The 19,849-nt window shown below is 57.6% G+C and carries 20 protein-coding genes and 2 pseudogenes; 11 read left to right on the top strand and 11 right to left on the bottom strand.

The window, feature by feature from the left end; translation table 11 throughout:
• Positions 1-2: 2 nt before the first annotated feature.
• The 10 genes and pseudogenes from ccoO to AC0V6U_RS12345 all read left to right on the top strand — a co-directional run bounded on the left by ccoO (position 3) and on the right by AC0V6U_RS12345 (position 7,759).
• Entirely contained in the window at positions 3-782 is a 780-nt protein-coding gene (ccoO, locus tag AC0V6U_RS12300; protein WP_472643458.1) for a cytochrome-c oxidase, cbb3-type subunit II, read from the top strand.
• A complete protein-coding gene (locus AC0V6U_RS12305) occupies positions 779-940 on the top strand; it encodes a cbb3-type cytochrome oxidase subunit 3 (protein WP_472643459.1) in 162 nt (53 codons plus the stop codon). The genes ccoO and AC0V6U_RS12305 overlap by 4 nt, the downstream gene beginning before the upstream one ends.
• A complete protein-coding gene (ccoP, locus tag AC0V6U_RS12310; protein WP_472645762.1) occupies positions 933-1,886 on the top strand; it encodes a cytochrome-c oxidase, cbb3-type subunit III in 954 nt (317 codons plus the stop codon). Before AC0V6U_RS12305 ends, ccoP begins: the two co-directional genes overlap by 8 nt.
• Positions 1,873-3,408 carry a cytochrome c oxidase accessory protein CcoG gene (ccoG, locus tag AC0V6U_RS12315; RefSeq protein ID WP_472643460.1) on the top strand — a complete coding sequence of 512 codons (1,536 nt, stop codon included), beginning with the start codon at positions 1,873-1,875 and terminating at the stop codon, positions 3,406-3,408. Before ccoP ends, ccoG begins: the two co-directional genes overlap by 14 nt.
• Complete coding sequence (locus AC0V6U_RS12320) at positions 3,408-3,881, top strand: FixH family protein (protein ID WP_472643461.1); 474 nt, start codon at positions 3,408-3,410, stop codon at positions 3,879-3,881. Before ccoG ends, AC0V6U_RS12320 begins: the two co-directional genes overlap by 1 nt.
• Positions 3,878-6,012: pseudogene (locus AC0V6U_RS12325) on the top strand (heavy metal translocating P-type ATPase). Before AC0V6U_RS12320 ends, AC0V6U_RS12325 begins: the two are co-directional and overlap by 4 nt.
• Positions 6,009-6,161 carry a cbb3-type cytochrome oxidase assembly protein CcoS gene (ccoS, locus tag AC0V6U_RS12330; RefSeq protein WP_472643462.1) on the top strand — a complete coding sequence of 51 codons (153 nt, stop codon included), beginning with the start codon at positions 6,009-6,011 and terminating at the stop codon, positions 6,159-6,161. The pseudogene AC0V6U_RS12325 and the gene ccoS overlap by 4 nt, the downstream one beginning before the upstream one ends.
• A complete protein-coding gene (locus AC0V6U_RS12335; RefSeq protein WP_472643463.1) occupies positions 6,158-6,391 on the top strand; it encodes a hypothetical protein in 234 nt (77 codons plus the stop codon). The genes ccoS and AC0V6U_RS12335 overlap by 4 nt, the downstream gene beginning before the upstream one ends.
• Positions 6,392-6,447: 56 nt before the next feature.
• Entirely contained in the window at positions 6,448-7,368 is a 921-nt protein-coding gene (locus tag AC0V6U_RS12340; protein WP_472643464.1) for a radical SAM protein, read from the top strand.
• Positions 7,337-7,759, top strand: a complete 423-nt coding sequence (locus tag AC0V6U_RS12345; RefSeq protein ID WP_472643465.1) for an oxygen-independent coproporphyrinogen III oxidase — start codon at positions 7,337-7,339, stop codon at positions 7,757-7,759. The genes AC0V6U_RS12340 and AC0V6U_RS12345 overlap by 32 nt, the downstream gene beginning before the upstream one ends.
• 284 nt (positions 7,760-8,043) lie before the next feature.
• On the opposite strand, the gene AC0V6U_RS12350 is transcribed toward AC0V6U_RS12345, so the two are convergent.
• The 7 genes from AC0V6U_RS12350 to AC0V6U_RS12380 all read right to left on the bottom strand — a co-directional run bounded on the left by AC0V6U_RS12350 (position 8,044) and on the right by AC0V6U_RS12380 (position 15,392).
• Positions 8,044-8,871, bottom strand: coding sequence for a hypothetical protein (locus tag AC0V6U_RS12350; protein ID WP_472643466.1), 828 nt, complete (start codon positions 8,869-8,871; stop codon positions 8,044-8,046).
• Positions 8,872-8,965: 94 nt separating this feature from the next.
• Positions 8,966-10,084 (bottom strand): PepSY-associated TM helix domain-containing protein, encoded by a 1,119-nt coding sequence (locus tag AC0V6U_RS12355; RefSeq protein WP_472643467.1) that lies wholly within the window; start codon positions 10,082-10,084, stop codon positions 8,966-8,968.
• Between the two features lie 40 nt (positions 10,085-10,124).
• Positions 10,125-10,397 carry a hypothetical protein gene (locus AC0V6U_RS12360; RefSeq protein ID WP_486169482.1) on the bottom strand — a complete coding sequence of 91 codons (273 nt, stop codon included), beginning with the start codon at positions 10,395-10,397 and terminating at the stop codon, positions 10,125-10,127.
• A 62-nt stretch (positions 10,398-10,459) separates the two neighbouring features.
• Positions 10,460-12,175, bottom strand: a complete 1,716-nt coding sequence (locus AC0V6U_RS12365; protein WP_472643469.1) for a TonB-dependent receptor — start codon at positions 12,173-12,175, stop codon at positions 10,460-10,462.
• 136 nt (positions 12,176-12,311) lie between these two features.
• Complete coding sequence (locus AC0V6U_RS12370; RefSeq protein ID WP_472643470.1) at positions 12,312-13,475, bottom strand: tyrosine-type recombinase/integrase; 1,164 nt, start codon at positions 13,473-13,475, stop codon at positions 12,312-12,314.
• Positions 13,472-14,440 (bottom strand): tyrosine-type recombinase/integrase, encoded by a 969-nt coding sequence (locus AC0V6U_RS12375; RefSeq protein WP_486169483.1) that lies wholly within the window; start codon positions 14,438-14,440, stop codon positions 13,472-13,474. Before AC0V6U_RS12375 ends, AC0V6U_RS12370 begins: the two co-directional genes overlap by 4 nt.
• A 730-nt stretch (positions 14,441-15,170) precedes the next feature.
• Entirely contained in the window at positions 15,171-15,392 is a 222-nt protein-coding gene (locus AC0V6U_RS12380; protein WP_298336030.1) for a hypothetical protein, read from the bottom strand.
• Positions 15,393-15,735: 343 nt separating this feature from the next.
• Here AC0V6U_RS12380 and AC0V6U_RS12385 point away from each other — a divergent pair, with 343 nt between their 5' ends.
• The gene (locus AC0V6U_RS12385; protein ID WP_298336028.1) at positions 15,736-15,996 is read left to right on the top strand and encodes a DUF6437 family protein; all 261 of its coding nucleotides are present in this window, start codon (positions 15,736-15,738) and stop codon (positions 15,994-15,996) included.
• 69 nt (positions 15,997-16,065) lie between these two features.
• Here the strand turns inward: AC0V6U_RS12385 and AC0V6U_RS12390 are convergent, their stop codons facing one another.
• From AC0V6U_RS12390 to AC0V6U_RS12405, 4 genes and pseudogenes are all read right to left on the bottom strand, one after another.
• Positions 16,066-16,464, bottom strand: coding sequence for a single-stranded DNA-binding protein (locus AC0V6U_RS12390; RefSeq protein ID WP_472643473.1), 399 nt, complete (start codon positions 16,462-16,464; stop codon positions 16,066-16,068).
• A 269-nt stretch (positions 16,465-16,733) separates the two neighbouring features.
• The gene (locus tag AC0V6U_RS12395) at positions 16,734-17,003 is read right to left on the bottom strand and encodes a hypothetical protein (RefSeq protein ID WP_298336024.1); all 270 of its coding nucleotides are present in this window, start codon (positions 17,001-17,003) and stop codon (positions 16,734-16,736) included.
• 324 nt (positions 17,004-17,327) lie between these two features.
• Positions 17,328-18,261 (bottom strand): annotated as a pseudogene (locus AC0V6U_RS12400) (DUF2493 domain-containing protein).
• Between the two features lie 366 nt (positions 18,262-18,627).
• Positions 18,628-19,557, bottom strand: a complete 930-nt coding sequence (locus AC0V6U_RS12405; RefSeq protein ID WP_472643474.1) for an ArdC family protein — start codon at positions 19,555-19,557, stop codon at positions 18,628-18,630.
• Positions 19,558-19,849 lie beyond the last annotated feature (292 nt).

Raw genomic sequence — 19,849 nt, forward strand, 5'->3', positions numbered from 1 at the left:
AGATGAGCACCAACTCACCAAAACCCACTTCCTCAAAAGGCACGTTCGAGGGCCATAAGACAATTGAGAAGAACGTCACACTGCTGGCGGCGGGGACTCTTATCGTCGTGGCGATCGGCGGGATCGTCGAAATCGCCCCGTTGTTCTGGATCGACAATACGATCGAGGAAGTCGAAGGGATGCGGCCCTACACTCCGCTCGAGCAAGCCGGGCGCGATATCTATATCCGTGAGGGTTGCTACACCTGCCACAGCCAGATGATCCGGCCATTTCGCGATGAAGTGGAACGTTATGGCCACTACTCGCTCGCGGCTGAAAGCATGTATGATCACCCGTTCCAATGGGGATCAAAACGCACTGGGCCAGATCTTGCACGAGTTGGCGGCCGCTATTCAGACATCTGGCACGTCCAGCATCTGAAGAACCCGCAAAGCATGGTGCCGCAGAGCATTATGCCGAGCTATTCCTTCCTCGCTGAGACAACGCTGAAAGTTCCCGATGCATCAGCCAAGCTGACAGCCCTCAGCCGTGTCGGCGTGCCGTATTCTGACATTGATATTGAAATGGCAGAGAGCGACCTTTTCGCTCAAGCCACTCCGGAACTTGATCCCGGCGACCTCGAAGAGCGCTATCCCAAAGCACAAATCCGCGACTACGATGGTGATCCCACGCGCGTGACAGAAATGGATGCGCTGGTCGCTTATCTGCAAATGCTCGGCACTTTGGTCGATGTCGAAAAAGCCGCCGCTCAGACTGAGCTGGCAGAGGAGCTTGGCCGATGAGCTTCTACGAAACGCTGCGTCACCTTGCCGACAGTTATGGTCTAGTGGTGATCTTCGCGCTCTATCTTGTGCTGTGCGGCTGGAGCTTTCTCCCACGCTCCAAGGCGGGAGTAGAGGAAGCCAAGCACTCGATTTTCAAGGACGATCATGATGGCTGATAAAAATCGTGTTGATGAACCCACAGGCACAGAGCTGGTCGGCCATGAATGGGATGGGATTGAGGAGCTCAACACGCCCCTCCCTCGCTGGTGGCTCTGGACGTTCTACGCAACGATTGCGTGGAGCGTGGTCTATGTCGTGCTGTATCCCGCCTGGCCTCTGGTTGAACAAGCGACAGAAGGCACGCTCGGCTGGTCCTCTCGCGGCGAATTGGCCCGCGAAATGGAGGCGGCAGAGGCGGCGCGAGCAGAGACTTTTGCTCTCATCGCGGCAACCGATGCAGAGGATTTACAGGCATCCCCTGAACTGATGGGCCAAGCCATCGCCGGGGGCGCCGCGGCGTTCAAACAGCATTGTATCCAATGCCATGGCGCGGGCGCGGCTGGGTATGAGCAATATGGCTATCCCAACCTCAATGATGACGACTGGATTTGGGGCGGTGAGATTGGTGAGATTGAATACACTCTAACCCACGGCATCCGCTGGGATGGATCGGACGAAACCCGGATCACTTATATGCCCGCCTTTGAGGGCATCTTTGATCGCGCCCAAGTTGATGCTCTGGTCGATCATGTCCTCTCGCTCAGCGGGAATGGCTCCAGCAATGCCGCGGGCGCTGAACTGTATGCAGCGAACTGCGCGGCCTGCCACCAACCATCGGGGGCAGGAGACCACGCACAAGGTGCACCAGCGCTCAACGATGCGATCTGGCTTTATGGGAAAAGCGAGGCGAGCATTCGCCAGCAAATCCTTGCCCCGCGCCATGGCGTGATGCCCGGCTGGAGCGACAAGCTCGACCCAGTCACAATCCGTATGCTGGCGGCTTATGTCCACTCACGCGGGGGCGGGGAAGAAACCGCCCCAGACAGGCCAGCGGCAGAACCTGACGAGCCAGATGTGGCTCAGGCAGAGGTATCGGGAGCGGAGGGCAATGACCGCCTCTGACCAACTCCAACAGCCTGGCAAATGGGCCGATGCGCTTGATAAGACCGGGGTCACTCGCACCGATTCAAGCGGGGGCCCAACCGGCGGTCCTCCGGTTGATGGCCCGCTCTATGAAAAACGCAAAAGCGTCCATAACAAACGGATCGATGGTCCGTTTCGCCGTTTCAAATGGCTGGTCATGGTGGTCACGCTGGCGATCTATTATGTGACGCCATGGCTGCGCTGGGATCGCGGCCCCTATGCGCCTGATCAAGCAGTGCTGATCGATCTTGCGAACCGCCGGTTCTATATGTTCGATATCGAGATCTGGCCGCACGAGTTTTACTTCGTCGCAGGCCTGCTGATCATGGCGGGCATCGGTCTGTTCCTTGTGACGAGTGCGGTTGGACGCGCTTGGTGCGGCTATGCCTGTCCGCAAACCGTGTGGACCGATCTCTTCCAGCATGTCGACCGGTTTATCGACGGAGACCGCAATGCCCGCATGCGTCTGGATAAGGCTCCTTGGGGACCTTCAAAAATTGCCCGGCGAGGCGGCAAATGGGGTATTTATCTTCTTATAAGCCTGGTCACTGGCGGGGCCTGGATCTTGTACTTTGCCGATGCGCCCACTTTGTTCGCCGAGTTCTTTTCCGGCACCGCCTCGCCTGTTGCATATATGACCGTCGCAGTGCTTACCGGAACCACCTTCTGGCTGGGCGGCTTTATGCGCGAGCAGGTGTGCATCTACATGTGCCCATGGCCGCGTATCCAGGCTGCTATGCTCGATGAGCAGTCCTTGATCGTGACCTATAAGGATTGGCGCGGGGAGCAGCGCGGTAGCCTCAAGAAAGCGCAAAAAGAACCTGAGAAATTCGGCGATTGCATCGATTGCCGCGAATGTGTTGCGGTGTGCCCGACCGGTATCGATATCCGCGAAGGCCAACAGGTCGGCTGCATCACCTGTGCGCTGTGTATTGATGCCTGCGACCGCGTGATGAAGGATATCGGGCGTCCGCGCGGCCTCATCGATTATGCGACGCTGGATCAATGCGAGGCAGAGGCGGCGGGTGCGCCAGCGACCCCGGCTTGGAAAGCGCTGCTACGGCCGCGCACCTTCATCTATTTCGGCATTTGGGGCGCGATTGGTGCTGCGATGCTGTTTGCGCTGGGCACCCGCTCGCACACCGATCTGACCGTTTCTCCGGACCGTAACCCTGCCTTTATGCTCTTAAAGGATGGATCGGTTCGCAATGCCTACACCTTGCGCCTCCGCAATATGGAGGGGCGGCCGCGCGATATGGAAATCGCTTTGGCAGGTCTGCCTGAGGGCGCCGTCTTGTGGACCGACGGGATCGGCAGTGATGCGGCCGCACCCGCGCAGACCATCGCCGTGCCAGCGGACGAAACCCGCGTTGTTCGCGCTTATGTCACCGTGCCCGCAGGCAGCGCAGCGGATCAATTCAGCTTTGAGCTGACATCGCTGGATGAGCAGCGCGAAAAAGACACCGTACCCACCACATTCGCCATGCCAGGAGGCAATTGATGAGCGCGAAGCCCACCAGAACCCAGTTCACTGGCCGTCATATGGCCGTGATCCTTGTCGTTGGATTTGGGATTGTAGCAGCGGTCAATTTCACCATGGCGAGCTTTGCCACAGGCGGTTTCCACGGCGTGGTGGTCAAAAATTCCTACGTCGCCAGCCAGCGATTCAACACCTGGCTGGAAGAGGCCGAAGCGGACCGCGCATTGGGGTGGGAAGTCGATGCCAGACGCACTGCAGACGGGTATGTTGACCTCACCACCAATGGCGTACCTGCGGGTGCGGCCATCACCGCTGAGCTGCGCCGCCCCATCGGGGTGCGCGACTATGCCACTTTGGCATTCGAAGCTATGGGCGAATCTGCGAGCGGCGATGCCTACCGCTCAACCGATCCTGTGGCTGAAGGGCGATGGACCATTCGCATCACAATCGAAGCTGCGGGCGAGAATTGGTCGAGCGAAGCGGAACTTAGATGAACACGCTGGTCGCCACCCCTACAATCGCCGAGGAGGCAACCAGCACGACGCGCTTTACCGTGCCGGGCATGCGCTGTGCTGGATGCATCGCCAAGCTTGAACGCGAGCTGCCTAAGGTTGCCGGTGTCAATGCAGCGCGCGTCAACTTTTCGGCCAAACGCGTGGCGATTGAACATGATGTAGGATTGCATGAAGAGGATCTCACCGAAGCGCTCTTAAACTTAGGTTTTGAGGCGCAACAGGTTGAGGACAACCCGCTTGGCCAAGAGGCGGGCGAACGCAAAAGGTTGATGCGCGCTTTGGGCGTTGCGGGCTTTGGCATGATGAATGTCATGCTGCTTTCCGTGAGCATATGGTCAGGGGCCGAGGGTGCGACCCGCGATCTGTTCCATTGGCTTTCTGCTCTCATCGCTATGCCCGTTATCGCCTATGCCGGGCGGCCGTTCTTTGCATCGGCGTGGATGGCGATCAAACATGGCCGCACCAACATGGACGTGCCGATTTCTATTGGCGTCGTTCTGGCCACTGCATTGAGCCTATATGAGACCATTACCGGCGGTCCGCACGCCTATTTCGAAAGCGCGGTGATGCTGCTGTTCTTCCTGCTTGCGGGCCGCGCACTTGATGCAGAGATGCGCACACGCACGCGGGCCGAAATCGGCGCTTTGCTCGGGCGGATGGGCAAATCAGCCAGCGTGATCGGACCCGATGGCACCGCGCGCCGTGTGCCTGCTCGTGAACTGGAGCCTGGAATGCTGGTGTTGGTGGCCGCTGGCGAGGCTTTGGCTGCCGATGGCGAGGTTGAAGACGGCGCAAGCTCAATCGACAACTCGATGCTAACCGGGGAAAGCGCACCAGAGCGCATCGGCGTGGGTTCCGAAATACACGCAGGCGCAATCAACATCGCAGCGCCCATCCAAATTCGATTGACCCGAACTGCCGATGATACCGCCATCGCCGAAATCGCGCGACTAATGGATGAAGCAGGTCAATCGCGCAGCCAATATGTCCGCATCGCGGACCGCGCATCGCGGCTGTATGCCCCCGTGGTTCACGCGCTCGCAGCATTGGCTTTTGTCGGATGGATGATCGCTGGGGCTGGCTGGCACCAATCGCTGGTCATTGCCATTGCCGTGCTTATCATCACCTGCCCTTGCGCAATGGGCCTTGCGGTGCCCACCGCTCAGGTTGTGGCCTCAGGCGCGCTTCTCAAACGCGGCCTGTTGGTGAAGGATGGCAGCGCCCTGGAACGCCTTGCAGAGGTGGACGTGGCGCTCTTCGACAAGACCGGCACGCTGACCTTGGGGAAGCCGCGCGCTGACATCGCAGCGCTTGATGAAGAGGCGCGCGGCATCGCCTTGGCGCTGGCTCAATCGAGCAGGCACCCCTTGAGCAAAGGACTAGCGCTAACCTTGCGCGAAGCAGGCGCTGCTCCGGCAGCCCTCTCTGATATCTCAGAACAGAGCGGGCAAGGCATTCGGGGACAGTGGAACGGCGTCACTGTCGCGCTTGAACGGCCTAACGATGCAGGGCACGCCCTAGCCACGGCGCTATTGATCGGCGATGATCAGCACGTCTTGCACTTCACCGATCCTATGCGCAGCGATTGTGCGCCAACGCTTTCACATCTGGCCAAGCACGGCGTTGATGCGAGCATATTATCGGGTGACCGCAGTGCGCCGGTCCAGCGCGTGGCCAACCAGCTTTCGATCCCGTTCGCAGCCGAAGCGTCTCCGCAAGACAAACTCTCGGCTCTGAATACCCTGAAAGATGCAGGGGGCGGCCACTCATGGTGGGCGATGGTCTCAATGACGGTCCCGCTCTTGCCGCCGCTCACGCGTCGATTGCGCCGGGCACCGCCAGCGATGCGAGCCAGCAGGCGGCAGATGCGGTGTTTATCGGTGAGAAATTGTTTCCCGTTGCCCTTGCAATCCAAGTCGCCCGGCGAACGATGGTGATCGTGCGGCAGAATTTCGGCTTTGCGATCGGTTACAATGCACTTGCAGTGCCATTGGCCCTGTTTGGCTACGTCACGCCGCTGATTGCAGCTATCGCGATGTCGATCAGCTCGCTGGTCGTAGTCGCCAACTCCCTTCGTCTAGCCCGCAGCGCGAACGGAGATGCGCGATGACCAATCTTGCTTTTTTGATCCCCATCGCGCTCTTGATGGGGGCCGCAGGTTTAGCTGCGTTCTTCTGGGCCATGCGTTCGGGGCAATACGAGGATATGGACGGCGCGGCTGCGCGCATTTTGATTGATGAAGAGGATACGGAACAATGAACGCCGGCATCATCATTACGCTCGCGGCGATCATTCCAATGGCGACCGGACCCTTGCCCATGCCTGACGAACAACGCACTCTCACCATGGGGCTGTGCGATGGCGGGCAAATCGTCATTCCGCTGGGTGATGAGGATGAAAAGCCTGAACGCGATTGTCATCAACAGGCCTGCCATGCGGGCACATGCCGCGAAAAGGCAAAACCCACCGGGAAACTGCCGGACAATTGAGCGCAGTTTGATCTAGCTCAAAGACGCATTGTCTTTGAGCAGCTCTATGTCCGCTCATGTGGCCTTATCATCCTGAACTGCTCGAAACGCCCGTGCCGCGTTACACGAGCTATCCGACCGCCGCCGACTTTGGCGAGCTTCCCAACACCGCGCTATCGCATGCGATTGAGGGCGCCAGCGGGGACATCTCGCTCTACCTTCATATCCCATTTTGCGAGAGCATTTGCCATTATTGCGGCTGCAATACGAGCAAGGCCAATCGCAAACAGCGGGTCGAAAGTTACCTTGCCGCGATCCATACCGAGATCGAAACGGTGTCCGCGCTTTTGCCGCGCGATGCCAAGGTTCGCCGCATTGCCTTTGGTGGCGGCAGCCCGAATGCGATTGAACCCGGGCAGTTTATCGATTTGGTCGATGCCTTGGCCCGCAATTTTTGGCTCAGCGAATTCGAGTGGTCGATAGAGCTCGATCCGCGCTCCATGAGCAGCGTCTGGGCTGAAGCCATTGCCGAGGCCGGGATAACCCGCGCAAGCATGGGCGTGCAGACCTTTTCAGCGCGGTGCCAAAAGGCAATCGGACGCGAGCAGAGTGATGCAATGATCTGCCGCAGCATTGATTGGCTGCGCGGTGCGGGCGTAACTTCGCTCAACTTTGATCTGATGTATGGCTTGCCCCATCAAAGCAAAGAAGATCTTGCAGATAGCCTTGAATATACAAAGCTGCTTGGCGCGGACCGTATTGCCGTCTTTGGCTATGCCCATGTGCCGCATCTGATCGCCCGCCAAAAAGTGATTGATGAGGCTGCCTTGCCGGGCGCGCAGGCACGCTTTGAGATGGCGGCGATGGCGCATGATTTTCTGACCGATGAAGGGTATGACGCGATAGGCTTTGACCATTTTGCCTTGCCGCATGGACCCAATGGCAATAGCAGCCCGAACAGGCCAATTGCGCCGCAACTTTCAAGGTTTCAGCGATGACCCCGGCGAGGTGCTGATCGGGCTTGGGGCAAGCTCAATCAGCGGCTTTCCACATCTCATCGCTCAAAACGAGAAGAACAACGGCCGCTACCGCATGATGGCGTCGCAAGGCATGCTCACGTCAAATGTTGGCGTGGTGAGAAATCGCGAAGATCAGATGCGAGGCAAGGTGATAGAAGACTTGCTGTGCAAGGGTTCAGCGGTGCTACCGCCATGCGTTTACGCTGCAAGCGGGATGAAACTGGACCGTTTCATCGAACGCGGCCTGGCCCGGTTCGATGGGATGACCTTTGTAATTCAACCAGCAGGCCTGCCATATGCGAGGGCCATAGCGGCGCAATTTGATCAGTTTAGAGAAGTCTCACAGCGGCGCTTCAGCTCTGCGATCTAAGACCTCGGTAAGATGCGGCCTGTGACTCAGCTGAGCTCTTGGGTGAGTGTTAGTTAGTCTGCAAATGGGTCGACTGCTGACTGTCGGATTCCGAAGATTCAGATGCTAAAAGCAGCAATTCCGCGGACGGCCCAGTTCTAGCCGCTGCACGCTGTCTTGAATTGGGAATTGAAGCGGACAGTCCGAATGCCGCTCATCCGATTGCGTTAGCCAGCTCCACAGCGCCCAATCTGACGGCAGATTGCCATGGGAACACAACTGACAAGCAAGTGCTAACCCTAGCACTAGGACGAAGCTCGGTGGAGAAGCACCTTTGAACCCGCCGCTTTCAGCTGGCTCTGGTTGGCATCAAGATTAACTGGACGTTCCGCGCTTGGGTATGCTGCTTCGAGCAAAGCCATGGCTTCAGCCATGCTACTATGAAGCGCTCCATTCTCCCCTTCAACAACAGTGGCTGATGTATTGAAAGCTGTCTCCGCAGCTTTGTAAAAACCGTAGCCGTCGAGGTATGGTTCGTACCTACCTGAACTCGCCGCCTCGCCGTACATTGCGATTGCTCGTTCGACCATTTCGGCAGAGATGCCGCCGACAATCGAAGCTTCGCTCGATCCGTCATTCGGAGCTTTTTCTGCAGCTGCGCGCAAAGCTTCGATAACGATGTCGTAGTGCGCATTTATCTGCTCGGCACTCTCACCATTCGAAACGCCAGCTGACGCGTTCATTAGAGCTTGTTTGAAATCGCTCACGCCCAGCTCGGCAAAGACAGGGTCCATATCGACTAAGACTTCTGACACTGGGTGTGCGAACATCTCAGCGGCGGCATCTGTCTGACCAACTGCGAAAGCGTCGCGGGCAGCAATCACATGCGCTTCAACAATGGCAAGTGCCGTGCCGTAAACGATAGGGTCACTGCTAGCAGCGCCTACCTCGACGCCTCCTTCACCGCTTTCGCCACCTTCACCGTCGCCTTCGCCAGCTTCGCCTGTTTGCGCCGCATCATCGCTGTAACTCGTTGCGCCAGTATTCGCTTCCTCAGAGCAGCCAGTGAGACCGACCCCAACCAATGCGGTCGCAATGCCAAGGCCAGTCCAAACTTTCAAAGTCGTTTTCATTGTAAATCCTATCGAGCGTATTTGGAGTACCTGACTCCAAGGAATTTTCACCTTTGTCGCAATTCAATGGACCGATACTGGCCGTCTGTGACCGTTAGTTTCGCCGTATCCGTCGCCACCATTGGTGCAGGCCAGTAACTGACAGCAGAATCAGCGCCAATCCTACCAAGGTTACAAATGGCACTCGGAGCCAACCGAATGACCGGCCTGAGTGGATTGCCGCACTTGATGCGCCAGCTTTCTGCAGCACCGAACCTTGAGCGGCATCGCTTGAGTGAATTAGGCCATCACAAGATGCGTGAACCCAGACGCGGATATCGCCATCTGTCAGGTCGAAGTCATTGCCTCTCGTCATGTGGATCGCATGGTATTCCTGCCACGGCGCTGCGAACTCAGCTTCAAACAACTTTGCGCCCGGAAACTGCCCAATGGCCGCAGACAGTGCGCTCGCGGCCGATACATTTTCGGAGCATTGGCGTTTGCTCCATTCCTGCTCCAACTCTGCAGGCAAAGCCGAGGTTTCAGGTATAAAGGCGGATGACCATTGAGGCTGCGACCAGTAAACGCCGGTGAGCGCCCAAACCATAATCGCAATCGATAGCCAGAACCCAGAAAGGCTGTGCAACTTGCAGCTTTGCCGAGGAAGGCCCTTACCAAGCCGAAAAACGGCCGCTTTCTTGAGAGCCGAACCACGAATTGGCCACCATTGGTAGAGCCCGGCCAAAGCCAATGCCGCCATCACGATCCCAATGAGTGCAACCCAAATCGCGCCGATATCTCCCATCAATAGGTTCGCGTGAAACTCAATCAATTCATGGGTGATTGTTCGATCTAAGAACAACTGCCCAAGCACTTCGCCCGTGGCAGGATCGAAGGTAACGATTTGAACTTCGCCCCCGTTTTCAGGCATATCGGACATGCCGTAGATCATCGCCGCATCAGTTACGATTTCGGCGTTGGGGCCAAGATAGCCGAGGGGCATAAACGTCGGACCAGCCTCAACCTGTGCCTTATCAAGCATCTCGTCTAGCGCTGCCGCATCGACCTGCTGAGGGGCACCTCTACTTGCGCCAAACGCCCCCGTCTCTGCCTGCATCAAAGGACCGGAAAAGGCGATAGCAATGCCTGACAGTGCGGCTGCGAGGATAAACAGCGCCGCAATTGCCCCTAACCAAGCGTGCAAGTCGACGATCAAATCGCGCACACGCCTCATCTTTCGGCCTTTGCTCGCCTCACGCCGAAGCAGCTTGGATTTAGAAACTGTATTCAAGTCCGAGGCTCACTTGTCGCGGATTGCCAACGCTGGCCAAGGCTCCATTGTCAAAAACTGATACAGGATAGAAATTGTCGAACGCATTGGTGACATCGACAAAAATGCGCGTGCTTTGCCATTCGTAGCTCACTTGGAAATCGGCGACGAAATAGGATCTGACACTGTTCCCCGCGATATTCGCATCATCGCTAAAGTAGCCATCACTATACCGGCCAAAGCCGCTCAGCTCGAAACCCGGCAAAGGCTCCCACACGATCCCGCCAACTGCCGTTACTCCAGGAGCGCGCTGGAACTCATTGCCTGTGATCAGCGCGCTTAAGCACTTGAGTTGCTTTGCAGTTTTGTATCCGCAATCCCGAGGCCTGCCTGCAAGCTCAACTGATCATTGGCCTGGAAACGCAAGTCCAGCTCTGCACCAATGGAACGTGCATCTGGCACGTTGCTGAACACATTGGCGAAAAAGCCAGGCCCCAGTTCAACCAGCGTCGCAATCTGCAGGTTGTCGAAGTCGGTGTAGAAGAAGTTTGCGTTTGCCGTTAGGCGGCCACCCAGTGCCTGCGTCCGCACGAATGCCTCATAATTCCAAAGCGTCTCTTCGTCGAACAGTTCAGTTGCAAATGTGTCGAAATTAAACGTGAAGCCGCCAGCATTGTAGCCGCGCTTTGCGCTCACCCCAAACCTAACATTATCACTGGCTTGATAGACCAACTCGAGCTTTGGCAGGACGGCGTCGAAGCTATTGTCAAAGTCGACAGGAATGATGCCTGCAAACCCGCCATCGCGGTCTTGGCTATCGTGCTGGTAGCGCACTCCTGCCGTGGCGCTCAGACCATCGGCTAATGATATGGTTCCTTCTGCGAAGACACCAAAGCTCTCGCGCTCATCGGTAAAGAGCCCGCTTCCAATGCCGAAGCCAGACAAATCCAGCGTCTCATCAGATTGAAGGTTGGAATAGTACGATCCGAAGAAACCGGACGCGCCACTGCCCTGATCGAGCGCAAGAACAAACTCGTTGGTGAATTCCTCGCTATCAATATCAGCATTGCCCGTTCCAAGCGGAGCGCGGCGGATCACGCCGACGTCTGAAAACGTGGTCGTATTTGTAACTGTGATGCCACTGTCGTCTGCGTACTCAAGCTTCGCAATTGCCGCGTCCGAACGGGTCTCGAAAACCGAGAAACCCGGGTTGAAACGCTCCAGTTCCTCAAATGGTGCGTCGACACTATCCGTCTGTGGGCGCGCGGTTTTAGCATGGGTGTAAGTTAGCAGTGCTTCAAAGCCGGGTAGTGAGGCTGGGCGGATGCCAATCTTGCCGCGAACGTTCAGGGTCTCAATCTGGCGAATGTCCGCACCAATGTCCTCGACCGCGCCGAGCGGGGTAATGAACGTTTCTTGCTCGCGGTAATCTCCCGACAGTCGAAAGGCGACTTGTCCGCCTATAAGTGGGCCACTGACGACGCCAGAGACTTGGCGCGTCTCATCGTCGCCAATTATGCCGCGCACTCGCCCTTCAAATTCGTCAAAGTTGGGGGCGGCGGTCTCGATGAAGATCGCACCTGAAATCGCGTTGCGCCCTTGTGTCGTAGTTTGCGGACCACGAAAAATCTCAACGCGCTCAATGTCCCAAGCTGACTCGCCGGAATAGACGAATTCATTGAAACTCAGCTGGCGTCCGTCGACTTGAACGGTTGTTCTAGGCTGCGAACCGCCGAAGAACGATTCAAGGCTGGTCAGGATGCCGCTTGTGTTTGTGCCGCGGATGGTCGGTGTCTGGTTGCCAGCCCCCGTAACCGTGACGTTAGCGGCCTGGAGAAAGATGCGGTCAAGCGTATCTGGCCCCGCAAACTGATCGAGTGTCTGGCTCGTTGTGACTGAGACACTCGATGAGGTCTCAAAAACGGTGCGGTCGATACGTTCGCCAGAAACAATGATCGAGCTCGACTGAGAAGGAGCTGTTTCGTCGGCATCTTGCGCAATAGCCGGGGCGGAGAAAGGCAAGAGGCTTACGCCAAGAAGTAGAATCGAACGCATAAACCCTCACATGAAAAGCAATATGCAGTCGACCTATCATCTCTACCCTTATTGTAAATGAGAATCTGTCGCATTAGCAATTATGCTTTTGCTTAGATCGGATTCTGGGTCGTTAGCAGAATGTCGGCTTCTAGCGCTACGTCTCGAAGAGCTGACTCTTTATCTCGGTTCCCACTGACTCAACGGTTTCTCGTAGGTAAGCATCATCCAGATGCGCGTATCTGGCGGTGGTTCTAACGTTGCTATGACCAAGCAAGCTGCCAATTATCGGGAGAGTTTCTGATGATCTTGCAGCGAGGCTCGCATAGTTGTGTCTCAGGTCGTGCAATCTGACATCCTCGATGCCTGCTTCGACCCTCAGCATGCGCCAAAACCCTTCGATTTTAGAGACAGGCAGAATATCGAAGCGGAAAACTCGCTCGTGTTTCTTCGAGCGAGGGAAACCGTCAAGTATCGCCTTGGCCTCTTCACCAAGCCAAATGATACGGGACCCAGTCTTTGAATCGATCAGCTTGAGTTTGCGTCCCTGAACCTCGCCCCAAGTGAGATTGAGGATTTCGCCGCGCCGACATCCTGTCAAAGCGAGAAGCGAAATGACCGCCACCTCATTGGGCTTGTCGGCTCGATGCTGTGACAGGGCTTCTCCAAGACGGGCCATCTCGGCTTTGCTCAGAAAACGTTCGATCTTCCGCCCTTTGTTGCGCTTTACGCCACGAAAGGGATTGGAATGCTCTGGGAGATAGCCCCATGCTTCAGCCTTGCCGAACATGGCTTTTAGGATTTCCATAGCGCGGTTGGCCGCGCCCGGTCCTGCCGAGCGCGTCAGCGTTGCGTGCCAGCGCACGGCATCAGCGTGCCTGATCTCGTCGATGAACTTTCCGGCGAACGCATGTTCCAAGTGCGTTCGCCGATAGATGTCGTGTATCTCAAGCGTGGATGGCTTCCAGGTCGGAGCCGCCACCTCCCAATAGTGTCGAAGGAAGGAAGCGTAAGTCGGCGTCTTCTTCGCCCGTTGCTTCTTGTCCGCCGGATTCTGGCCCAGCTCGATCCTCAAGATTAGGCGGCGTGCAACATCCTTGGCGATACGCTCGGTTAGAATGGCAGCATCGCCGATTGTAATGAGCCTCTGCTTGCCGCCCATCGTGCGCTGCAGGACGTAACTCTTCCTGCCAGACGGATGGATACGCTCGCGAAAACCGGGAAGGACGTAATCGAACTTCGTGCGGCGCTTACCTGCATCACCCGGAACGTTGCGCGCGAGCTCTTCGGCGAGGATACGTTTAAGGTCATAGCTGGTCATGCGGTCATCCCCATTGAGTTTGCGAGGCTGGAACAGATACGGTCGGCGCTTCTGGAAATGACCTCGTCCGCGAGATGCGCGTATCGTGCCGTCGTTTCGGGAAGCGCGTGACCGAGCAGCTTGCCAATCGTCGCAAGCGGTATCCCTTTCGCGATGGCCACAGAGGCAAAGCTGTGACGGAGATCATGCAGGCGCACATCGGGCAAGGCGGCCTTGCGCCTGATTGTCGCCCAGTGCTGGCCCAGGTTGATCGGCACTTCGCGATACATTGCCAGGAAGACGAGCTGATCGTCTCCGCGCCGTTGTAGCCCATTGAGCACAGCGATTGCCTGCGGGTTGAGATAGATCGTCTTTGGGCCGGTCTTGCTGTCAGGCAATGCGAGGCGGGGTATCTGGACGTAGCGCCAGCGCAATGTCGCAATCTCTGAAACCCGTGCGCCTGTATAGATCAGCATCAGGAGAGCTGGGACTACGAACGCATTGGTACCGTCGTGCTCTGCCAGCACCTTACCGAGCCTTCGATATTCATCAGCTGACAGATAGCGTTCCGGCAGGTCCCGCTTAAAGCGAGAGACGCCGCGACAGGGGTTGGTGTTCTTCTCGCGATAGCCGAGTTTTTCGGCATATTGCATCATGACCGACATGACCGGGATGCTGCGATTGAAGGCTCCTCCCACGTCAGCCATGCTGTCTCGCCAGCGATTGATGTCAGCCCGTTCAATCGCGTCGACAGAGAGTGTTCCAAACCTTGGGATCAGCCGCTTGTCGATGCAAGCCCGCGAGGCATCGCGCGTCGAAGGCTTCCAATGCGGCGAATAGTCGAGCCAGAACTCCTCAGCGTATTCTGAAAAGAGTGGGGCCCTTAGTTTCTCGGGAGCGGTCGGAAGGCCGACAAGAGTTGCCTTGATGAGCAATCTGCGCGCAGCAGCGCGCGCGGCTGGAGCGCTCAGCGCACCTGCCGCCACTCCCGCGCTTCCTAACGTCACCAATCGCTGCACGCCTCGCGGCCTATGCTTCACAATCCAGGTGAGGTGTCCCGACTTGCGCTTCCGAAGTCCGAAACCGGGAAGCTCTGTATCCCATGTGATACCGATAGGAAGCGACTTTCGCCGGGCAACATGGCCGGTCAGTTTGAGGCGATGGGACTGCCTGCGGCGGGATACTGCTGTGCCTTGGCTACCACCTGATTGCTCACCGCTGCCAACAAGCAATATCTTTGTTTCTTCGCGCTTTTTTGCCATCCCATGCAGCTACCGCTGCGTACGGTGTGCTACCGTTTTCCCACTGCGAGGTCTAAATCCAGAAACGACAGGGAATGGGTTTTGAACGGGCATTGGCAGCCGTGCCGATCGAGCGAAAGCAACAGCCCGGGACGCTGAAGCGAACCGCAAGCGCCAGTTCGGAAGCAAGCATCCCAACCAAGACGCACCCCTGATAAGCTGACGGCAAAAGAAGCGCGTGCGAGATAAGGGAGCGGGGTTTGTCGCTCCCGTCAGCCTCGCGCCGCTTCGACCCGTTGGCGCTCAGGAGTGCATGCGGGGCCCAGACCAAATACGCCGCGCCCGCAGGAGCGCCGCCGCAGGTGGTGCGGGACCGAGCGCGTCACCAGCACCGCTCCTTACTACTCTCTCTTCTTCCAGCAGCGAACACAAAAAAGGGGCAGGAACCGTCACCGGCTCCCGCCCCATTGGACGTTCAGAACTCGTCGAGCATTGCGCCGTGCACCGTGTGCACAACCCGGCTGGCCAGATGCGCCGGCAAGGCGTTGTAGTCACCCTCGTCCAGGGCGAAGTATCCTAGGTCATTATCTTCCACGACGTGCTGGTCGAAGAAGCTGTGCAAGGCCCGCCGTTCGGCAGTGGCCAGTGCTTCGAAGTAGCTGTTCGAGTTTGATTGAATCGATGCAAGCGCAGTCATGAAATCCTCCTGATATCTGTCGGTAAGACGACAGGAGGAAGGCAGATGGGTGTGTGGCTGGCGGGTCAGGGATCGCCCGGCTGGGCGACCGCCAAGCGGCGGTGGGGGCAACGATTTTGTCGGACTGCAGCGAAGCGAAGGGACGGCAAAATGGTGGGGCCCCGCCGTCCTTGACGCGCCAGCTGCACGCCCATCATCCTTGAAAGTCCGTGAGCCAAACTCCCCTCCCGTTCGATCTCAGGTGTTCGCGAAAACCAAGGGGAAATCGCTTTCCTACAGGACGGGTGATAGTCCACGTCAGCCGAGGAGAGGGTCATCGGAGGGGAAGAAAGAAGTATCCTCAATGCCATCGAAACGAAGCGCTGTAGCCGCACTCCAGAAACTGGAGGCCGACAGGCTGGCACTCGACCAACGTCAGAAAGAACTCGAGAAACAGGCTGCCATTGAACTGGGCCAGGTTATTCTTGGAACGGGGATAGAGACCTTCTCAAAGAGGGGCCTATCCGAAGTTGCAAATGAGCTCGGAAAACTAGGCGAAGAAGAAGCCATAAAGCGGCTGTTTCAAAAGCCAGCCTCCGCATCACGCACAGCTCAAAGCCACTGAAAGTGAATACGAGAAAGGGCCCTGTCCCGCTTGGACAGAGCCCTTTCTTGGGCGGCTGGATGGCTGAGATCAGTCGATTTCGGGAGCATCCTTGTTCTCGTCGTTCTCGCCGGAGCCATTGCCCCTTGAGAGGAAGTCGACCTTGTCGGCGAGGATCTCTGTGCCGTAGCGTGTGACCCCGTCCTTGTCTTCCCATTGGGTGTAGTGGATGCGGCCTTGGACGGAAACCAGCTGGCCCTTGGAGCAGAACTGTCCGACGGTCTTGGCGAGGCCATTGAAGCAGGTCACACGGTGGAATTCGCTTTCTTTTGCGGTGTAGCCGTTCTCGTCTTTGTAGGTCTTCCCGTCCTTGTCCCTTGCAGGGCGATCGGTGACGACAGTGATCCCGGTGACATGGGTGCCGCCCTTGGTCTCGCGGGTGTCCGGATCGCGGGCGATGCGGCCGGTGAGGATTGCGATATTGGTCATGATCTTAGTTCCTTCAGTTCCTCAAACCGGAGACCATCTCCGGCTTGCGAACATCCAGAAGAAGCAGGGCATGGGAGGACTGCACCGCAGGAGCGAAGCTCTAAGGGGAACCTGTTCATGACGGGTGGTGCGGGCAGGCAGCGCAGCTGCCAACACGGCCGGAAAGGAACGGGTTGCGGCTCCTCAGCTGACCTGGTTCAGGACTGTTCGCGAAGAAAGCCGGATGGGTATCGGGTGCGGGTCTGAAGGCTCGCGTGACCCCGCTTCAATCAACCTACACCATCGCCTCCCGATGCCGCCAGGAGATCCATGAAGTTGCGCGCAGCCTCCCGGTCTTCCTCGTTGTCGAACGCCACGTCGAGGTCGGGGGCGGACCCGAACATGTGCAAGAACGACCACAGTGCAAAGCGCTTGCCCCTGTCTTGCTCGAGACCGAGGTCGACCCGGCAATGCTCGATCCCGGCCGCCAAAGTGTCTGGCGCCACGTTAGACAAATTGGTCGAGGCAAAGTAGCGAAGAAGAAGATCATCGAGTTGCATTGCCGATCTTGTAGCTTGGAAAATCGGATGCGGGAACGATAAGTGCTGCGCCGCAGTTTTCAGCAACCGCGTCCGTCCCGGAAGATTGCTGCACAGGCGCGCTGGTTACGCGTGATTAGCAATGAAGCTGTTCAGAGGCGTATCTATTCGGGCATTTCATAACCCTACAATCGAATTGATTGCGTTCGGTACTCCCCTGCCATTGCGACCCGTAGGCCTCGGAGCAGCAATGAGTTCTTTGCCTCGTGGGCGGCCTTGAACAGGGCCGCCCGTCTTCGGCGATTGGGAATTTGTCACCCGAAAGGTCTAGTTGCTCTTTCCCCGTCAAGCGGGACTAGTGCCCAACGGCCCGCGACGATCAACAACCGTGATGCGTTGCCTCTTGGCCTCAATCACTAAGCGTTCGGTCACGCCATTGCCGGGAAATGCCACCACATAGCGAGGCCTGAGACCAAGCATTTGCTCATTGCGCTTGAACCCTGCACGAGCGCCCAGACGACGCTCAAGCCCGAATGTCAGCTGCTGCACCTCATTGCGCTCGGCCCAAGATGCGGCCAGTCTGTCGGCTCCCTTACCGTCGCCGCCGTGTACGAGAAACAGGTCAGGAACGACCTCGCGCACCCTGTCGAGTGTAGCCCAGATGTTTGCCGCGTAAGTCTTGGCGTCGGCCTCGCATTCGAAGCGGTTGCGACCACCGGCAAAGACCACCGGAGTACCCTCGGGAGAATGTGCAGCCTGACGACATTCCTTGCGTACGCGCAAAAAGTCGCGGGCATCAATCACGGCCGATGTCATGTTTTTCGAGTGGCGCGCACGCGATCCCGATACGGGCTTCCACGAGGAACCGGTTTCGTCGCGATAGAGACCTGCAGCAACCTCACGCATCTGCTCGAACACCTGCATGCTGGCTTCAGCAGACTGGGCACGCAGGGTTTGTTCCTCGAGGTTTGACGAATGCACTTCGGACCCGTCGGCGGATGCCAATAGGGCGCGGATTTCGTCCGAGGCCCGATCTACTTGGGTCGACCTGCGGCTGGCTGCACGGTGAAAGAGATTGACGAAGCCCCAAGCAAGATCCTCGGCGTCGGCCTCGAGCGCGGTGTCGGCAAACAGCGCGAACAGATCGGACCAGACTGCTCCGAGCGTGTGAGACATGGCGTCCTCGCAAGGAAAGTCGGATTCGTTGAATGGGGCAGGCGTGATCGAGAAGCCGGATAGATCGAGGCCTAGCAAGCTGGGTGGCGAAACTGTCATACATATCTTTAGTCCTCCTGAGACCGGCGAATGCCGACGGAGGAATTTCCGCTCGGGCCTGTTCGCCGTGTCCGAAAAGGACCGGGACAAGGGACCACCGCACCGCGTTAGCGGGAAACCCCGCAAGGCAAGGCTGGCGCGGGCCACACGGGCCGCAGCCTTGCGCGGGTTGCTGTGGGACCTGACCGGTCCAGGGCACGAGGACCAGCGAACGGGCTGTGCGGGATCGTGTCGGAGTGGCGCAGGAGTTGTTTGGGAGTGATCCAGGATCGGTTCGGGAGCGCTCGGCTAGACCGAACTGACTCGGTGTGAAGGCAAGTGCCAGTACGTGCGGGCTGGCTGACGGAGTTGCTCAAGTTCAGTCTCCTATTCAGGCCGCGTCAGAAAGTTCGACATCAGCCTCAGTGGCACTCGATTGGTGACCGCCCATTTCGAGTAGCAAAGTGGCTGCCTCCTCGGCCTTTGCGGCCGCGGTCAGGATTGCGCGCTCGTCCTGTTTAAGAATCTTGAGCCAGGACGCGATGTAGCTAGCATGATGATCGAGATGCGAGACGGGCAACCCCAATTCGGCACCAAGAATGGCGGAGGACAGCTCGGCGATAAGTTCTTCGACGGCATAGGCATCACTGCCGAAGCGGTTCTTGAGGCCTCGATCGAGTCGCGAAGAATGTCCAGTCCAGTGCGACAGCTCATGCGCAAGTGTTGCATAGTAATGGTCATAGGCTTCGAAGAGTTCGGCTGGCGGCATGGTGACGCGATCACGCAGTGGCTCGTAGTAGGCTTGCGCGCCACGATGGCGTAGCTCTGCGTCGATCTCAGCGAAGAAGGCATCTAGCCGCTCTTCGCGGCCTTCGGGCTCAAGCGCGGCAACCAGTGGCTTGGGATGGTAGAATTCGGGGAGGCCATCGCACTGGTCGGCATTGAAGACTGAATAGGCCTTAAGCACGCGCCGGCTCTCCGTATCCTGCCCACCTTCAGCGTTTTCGACTTCCTTGGTGTAGCTTTTGTAGAAAATCGCCATGGTCGATTTTTCGCCTTTTCTGACCTGACCACCAAGCTTCTGGCACTGGCGGTATGTCATCCAGTATGGAGAGGCGTATGCGCAGGCATCGGCCACCATCCAGAGCCAGAATGTATTCATGCCGCGATACGGTGTCCCGCAGGATCGCAGCGGGCGAGAAAGCGGCACGCCGCGCCACGGCTTGACCCAGGGCTTGGTTCCCTCTTCAAGCTTTTCAATAATGGCGGCAGTGATGCGCTGAGCTGGCGATGTCGAAGCTGTGCGGCGGGACTTAATCATTGGAGGTCTCCTGATGACCGGGACACAGATTTCCCGGCTCAGGAAAGACAAAGCTCTCTCTCCTCTCCTTCAGTTATGTCGGATATGCGCCCCAATCTAAGACATAGCCATCCAAAATCTTGGCACCCAATAGCGGACATATGCACCTGATCGATTTGCAGCCGAAAATTCTTTCAGAGGCTGGTCTTACGAAGCTTGGGATTGATCTGCCCAATGCAAGCTAACAGTAAATCTGCCGACTTGCGCATAGAAACATTTCGCTAATTGTGGAACGTGCTTTGTGATAAATGGG

It is taken from the genome of Erythrobacter sp. W36 (assembly GCF_057364935.1).

Bases quoted from the DNA above. Each gene is read 5' to 3' on its own strand.
- ccoO (WP_472643458.1), top strand. From the start codon at position 3: ATGAGCACCAACTCACCAAAACCCACTTCCTCAAAAGGCACGTTCGAG.
- AC0V6U_RS12305 (WP_472643459.1), top strand. From the start codon at position 779: ATGAGCTTCTACGAAACGCTGCGTCACCTTGCCGACAGTTATGGTCTA.
- ccoP (WP_472645762.1), top strand. From the start codon at position 933: ATGGCTGATAAAAATCGTGTTGATGAACCCACAGGCACAGAGCTGGTC.
- ccoG (WP_472643460.1), top strand. From the start codon at position 1,873: ATGACCGCCTCTGACCAACTCCAACAGCCTGGCAAATGGGCCGATGCG.
- AC0V6U_RS12320 (WP_472643461.1), top strand. From the start codon at position 3,408: ATGAGCGCGAAGCCCACCAGAACCCAGTTCACTGGCCGTCATATGGCC.
- ccoS (WP_472643462.1), top strand. From the start codon at position 6,009: ATGACCAATCTTGCTTTTTTGATCCCCATCGCGCTCTTGATGGGGGCC.
- AC0V6U_RS12335 (WP_472643463.1), top strand. From the start codon at position 6,158: ATGAACGCCGGCATCATCATTACGCTCGCGGCGATCATTCCAATGGCG.
- AC0V6U_RS12340 (WP_472643464.1), top strand. From the start codon at position 6,448: ATGTGGCCTTATCATCCTGAACTGCTCGAAACGCCCGTGCCGCGTTAC.
- AC0V6U_RS12350 (WP_472643466.1), bottom strand. From the start codon at position 8,871: ATGAAAACGACTTTGAAAGTTTGGACTGGCCTTGGCATTGCGACCGCA.
- AC0V6U_RS12355 (WP_472643467.1), bottom strand. From the start codon at position 10,084: ATGAGGCGTGTGCGCGATTTGATCGTCGACTTGCACGCTTGGTTAGGG.
- AC0V6U_RS12365 (WP_472643469.1), bottom strand. From the start codon at position 12,175: ATGCGTTCGATTCTACTTCTTGGCGTAAGCCTCTTGCCTTTCTCCGCC.
- AC0V6U_RS12370 (WP_472643470.1), bottom strand. From the start codon at position 13,475: ATGACCAGCTATGACCTTAAACGTATCCTCGCCGAAGAGCTCGCGCGC.
- AC0V6U_RS12380 (WP_298336030.1), bottom strand. From the start codon at position 15,392: ATGACTGCGCTTGCATCGATTCAATCAAACTCGAACAGCTACTTCGAA.
- AC0V6U_RS12385 (WP_298336028.1), top strand. From the start codon at position 15,736: ATGCCATCGAAACGAAGCGCTGTAGCCGCACTCCAGAAACTGGAGGCC.
- AC0V6U_RS12390 (WP_472643473.1), bottom strand. From the start codon at position 16,464: ATGACCAATATCGCAATCCTCACCGGCCGCATCGCCCGCGATCCGGAC.
- AC0V6U_RS12395 (WP_298336024.1), bottom strand. From the start codon at position 17,003: ATGCAACTCGATGATCTTCTTCTTCGCTACTTTGCCTCGACCAATTTG.
- AC0V6U_RS12405 (WP_472643474.1), bottom strand. From the start codon at position 19,557: ATGATTAAGTCCCGCCGCACAGCTTCGACATCGCCAGCTCAGCGCATC.